Source organism: Endozoicomonas sp. ONNA2 (assembly GCF_024606365.1).
GTDB lineage: Bacteria > Pseudomonadota > Gammaproteobacteria > Pseudomonadales > Endozoicomonadaceae > Endozoicomonas.
On sequence record NZ_JAHHPO010000816.1, the window covers coordinates 1 to 4,598 of the forward strand.

At 43.5% G+C, this 4,598-nt stretch carries 3 protein-coding genes; all 3 read right to left on the minus strand.

The window, feature by feature from the left end; translation table 11 throughout:
* Positions 1 to 63: 63 nt before the first annotated feature.
* Complete coding sequence (locus tag KDK14_RS14470) at positions 64 to 1,896, minus strand: hypothetical protein (protein ID WP_257265879.1); 1,833 nt, start codon at positions 1,894 to 1,896, stop codon at positions 64 to 66.
* Positions 1,897 to 1,922: 26 nt separating this feature from the next.
* Entirely contained in the window at positions 1,923 to 3,269 is a 1,347-nt protein-coding gene (locus tag KDK14_RS14475) for a hypothetical protein (RefSeq protein ID WP_257265880.1), read from the minus strand.
* 333 nt (positions 3,270 to 3,602) lie between these two features.
* On the minus strand, positions 3,603 to 4,325 hold the full coding sequence (locus KDK14_RS14480) for a hypothetical protein (protein WP_257265881.1): 723 nt from the start codon (positions 4,323 to 4,325) through the stop codon (positions 3,603 to 3,605).
* Positions 4,326 to 4,598: the final 273 nt, after the last annotated feature.

Sequence of the window (4,598 nt, forward strand, 5' to 3'; positions counted from 1 at the left end):
GAGTGCCGGCACAAGGAGTCAGAAATATATGATTTCATATGGTTAGCTACTTAACTATTTAAATCAGTCTGGAATGTGCGTTGCGGTTAACATGGTTTCCCGGAGGAAGGTAGGCCATTTCGATTGGTCTGGCTTAAACGATGGATTCAGCGGTTCTATCAACTTTCTACTTCTGGCAGCGTATTCATCTTTCTGTGATTGTGAAAGTTCATTTCCAGCATGCGCTATATGCACGTGAATCCGGCCGCAGAAATCCTGATACATTTCCCCGGGATTGGACAAGTTACCGGAGATCATCGGAATAATGCACTGGCCAACAATGCCTGCATCGGTTTCAGTCAGTAACTTGCGCCATGGTTGTGAGGGAGACCTGTTCATTTGATGCAGAATATTTAACAAGTGGCATGTGAATCGATCTATATCATAATTATCCGGATATATTCTCCACGTTGGATCATGGGTATCAAGATCATCAAGGTTAAATGCAAGCTGGCCCAGGGCTTTTTTGGTATGTTCCAGATATTGGAGGGTATTTTTTATACTGGCCACATCTTCATGCTGCTGCCATTTTGTAATCATGTCCTGTTGCTGTTTCTGTGAGTATCGGGAAATAGAGTTTTCGAAGCTTTTTTTTTGCTGCTGAAAATCCTGTTTTACCCTGATGTACTCATCATGGAAGGACGTTTTAATTTTTCTCACCACATCGGCAACGGCAACGATTAACTGGATATCAATATTTTTTAACAGGCTGGCTCGTACTGCGTGATAAAGATCATGTGCCATGAACTCGAGAATAAGTCGAGCCGGTATGTCGTCAGCTGTTGTTGGCAAAGGGTGGCCAGGAAACGGAATGGCCATGTCTCTGTACCCTTTCAGGCTGCCGGTTCTGATATCTTCAGGCGTACTGATCCCTATTACCGGATTGATCTGATGGGCTTCTTCCTGGCAAAGACTGTCAAGGAAAGCCTGTCGCAGCGTGCTGGACGGGCATATCGTCCATCCACACCCGAAGGCAGCAAACAAAACAAGGAAATCCAGGTTTACCAGGGTTTCTCTCATTGAGTGCTGCCTTTTGTCTATAGGATCCGCGAACTTGCAGTGCCAAAAACCTGCCTCAATCGAAGGTGCGTTTTTAAGCAAAAGCTTCATTTTCTCGATGGTCGCCCCTGGATCAAAAGAGCTGGTGAAAAAACCCTCTGACCTATACAGTGAACGCGCTATGGTTTGCCACACATATTCATTCGCTTCTCCATTATCATCAAACAGCTTGTTATGATGAATCTCAAATGAATCTCTCTGCTGTAAACCTTGCAGGTAAACACCTTGCAGGGTAACCAGGGTAGCAAATTCATTCCGGCTGATTTTCTTTTCCCGATATGCACGCAGCGCTGCATAGGCAAAGTCATCCGATTGTAAAAAGCTTTGGTGCTCTGTAATGATTTGTTCTGGCTTATGACAACACTGGACAATGTGATCGAGCTGATCTGTAGTAATGGCGTTTGCCTTTTCCATGATCAATGATTGTTGGTCTATGGTGATTCTACGTACAACTTCATTGAACACCTGTGCATGGTCATCGATGTTTGGCAAACTCAAGGGGCTTGAAGATTTTTCTTTAACGGCCCGGTTCTTCAGATCTGTTATGTCTGTTTTAGAAGTTGCTGTGTATCCCTGGTTGTCAGGCAACTCAGCTTCACTGGTCGTGCTGCTAACGTATCTGAATGGCCCGGTAATGGTGCGCCAAATGACACCAATGAGGCTTGGCGCTGTATTTTCGGATCTGGATCTTGCAGTAGCATTAAATCCTGATGCCCCGATGATACCGTTAGGGTTCATAATATCAATCTCGATATAAATTTTTTGATTACCGTTTTTTAAATTTGACTTTTTAACCAATAAAAAGTTCCTGTTTTTTTGGTTAGCTACCTGACAGTTTGTGTGATGGCTTTGTATGAAGCCAGGACTTCAATGAATGCTTTGGTAAGATCCTTCATTTGGGCGTGGTGTTTATCACTAAAATTCAATTCATCTGGAATCAGGTATTTTTGGTAACTTGGTGCAGAGCGGAAAAAGCATGAGGAATGTTTCAGGTATCGTTTTGTGTATCGATGAATGATTGCCTCTGTTTTTGATACTTGAGCCTTTTTATTCATGAGGCCAAGTGAATTTTTCAAGCCAATGCCTATGATTTTCTCACCAAGGGAAGTGTCAACCAGATCCATTGAGTTAGGGTCCATTAACACAGGTGGTGGAAAGCCAAATTTCATAAAGATATATTGCATTAACATATAATTCGTTCTGCAAGTGCCGTCCAATGGTGCATGTATTTGCTCCAGTCTGGGCCAGTACCTGGCAACAATTCTTATCAATTTGATCAGTAGTCTGGGCTTGGTTATTTTTCTATTTTTCAGTAAACGCAGTTGTTTGTTCAGCGGGGTGATTATTTCTCTCTCAAGGAGCACCACTAGTTGGTTTTGAAACAAAAGAACACCATTTCTTGATGTTGGATCACTAGCCCCTAATGGCCAGAAACAAATATTTATGCCTTCCAGCCTGGTAGAATTTGCCAGTAATTGCCTATCAGGAAGCTTTTCGCTGTTCTCGGAAATTTCAATGGTTGCATTGCTGGTACCGCGGCAAAGCTCGTAGTTTTCTTCCAGTTGTTGTTTGTACCGCAGAGCCTGCATAATGCCTTTTTGGCTATGATGCTCGCTGATATAAAGAACCCGGCTTTTTCGTGGCTTTCCGGGGATGTGGCGGGTATTCATATTTTGCACATCCTCTGTCAGTAGTTTGTTGATCTCCATATAGCGCTGTCGGGAAATCAGCGGGGCATCTACAGGGTCATGCTGAAGCCAGTCCAAAACCTGACTCATGCCACGGCACCAGGCCGCTGTACACCCTGGTTCTCTGCGTTCATATCTTCGCGGTGAGCGTTTGTAAATAATCGCAACCGGATCGGCAAATAGCAGAAAAAGATGTTCTTCGGGAAAGCGCAGAAGAAAGTCCGGTCCTTCAGGTAGTGCTGCCAGATCCTGAGTTTCAGTTGTTGTGAGCAGTGAGTGGGTTGTGGCGGTATTAATCGAGACCTGCCGATGACTTAATCTGGTGGAATTCGAATCACCAATGCTACTTTCAACAGAGGTTTTGGAAGACTCCGACCCGGGCAAGCAGCTGGCGCTGCTGTCAGTGTCTGCAGTTTTATGCTCACCCGACAGTGCGGATTTTACCAGGGAGCTGGCATAACAGTGAGAATTCACATTCAGCATACATTGTGCTTGTCTGAAAAAACCTGAAATATATAGCATACCGGGCTTCAATCAGTCTTTTTTAACGGTTGATCACAGGATTTTATTTGGTTGGCTACTTCTCAATATCTACCTTATAGCGAACGTTGGTTTTTAGGACAAAGGAATCACAAAGGTCCGGTAAAAGCCGGTTAAAATGACAATTGATCGTCAGTCTCAATGTGGCAAAGACCAGAATCCACAGAGATCGTGCCTGGCCATTATTTTATCAATGGTGTCGGGGATGATTTTTTTCAGCTGGAAGTGGCAGCTGAAGAATAAAACATTGAACTTTTCAAAAATCAGGGATGGAGGTCAGGAAAGCGGGCCTGGTCCTGCATTTTCAGTGGTAATCTCCAGGATCCCTTTCAATAAGGCTCTCCCTGCCTCTTTTTGTGAATTAATTTTCGCATTCATTTTTTCTATGCTTGCTTGTTTCACCGGCGGAAATTGAAAAAGTGAGTCTGTGAAGATATCCAGTAAGTCATCTTTGGTGACGACTTGCTTTCCTTCAGATTCATCAGTGGCAGGTGCGAAATAAAACGCTTTTTTGATAACAGAAAGATTGATGGATAGTGCGTCTTTTTGATCTGGGGTCATTTTTTCAGTTAAACCGACAAACACTTTTTTTAAAGCTGCATTGTCAACTTGTGTGACACCTTTTTTTGTGGTCATGGCATTTTTAAATTTCGATATATCAAGAGTTTTGTCTGTTGACATTGCTTTTTTGAAGAGGTTTGCACAACTCAACGGGTTGTTCACCAGATCTTCGGGGATAGCAGCAGTATCCATGGCTTCAAGGGCAGCATTGAGCTGAGATATGGAGGTATTTTTTCTGAATAATCCTTGAGGGTATTTGGCGATAGATTTGGTGAGTTTGTCAGCAATAACTCTTCTATTAAGCATTTTACGGCAATTTACGGGTGTTTCTTCCTTCTGGGACAGTACCTCGCGCTGAACGGCGGTGAGGTTATCAAGGGTATTAGCGATATCCTCGACTGTTTCCTGCTGCTGTAGCCGGGTAATGGCCTTGTCCATAGCTACTCTGGTTTTCTGGGTTGTTTTATTGTCTCTGAATCCTTGAAATCTGTCTCTCGATATTGCCCGGTCCCGTAGTGCGGTTTCGGCAGGTTTTGTATCGGTATCCGGGGACTGCCTGGAACCATCAATTCTTTTGGTTTCTCTTCCTTGATAATTAACACCTGTTTCTTCAGGCTCTGCGTCATTTTTATTAATGATATGGGGGCTGGAAGTGACAGGCGTGTTTCCAACGCGGTCATGACTCATAATAAATTACCTGAGTAAATAAAA

Bases quoted from the DNA above. Each gene is read 5' to 3' on its own strand.
- KDK14_RS14475 (WP_257265880.1), bottom strand. From the start codon at position 3,269: ATGCTGAATGTGAATTCTCACTGTTATGCCAGCTCCCTGGTAAAATCC.
- KDK14_RS14480 (WP_257265881.1), bottom strand. From the start codon at position 4,325: ATGGACAAGGCCATTACCCGGCTACAGCAGCAGGAAACAGTCGAGGAT.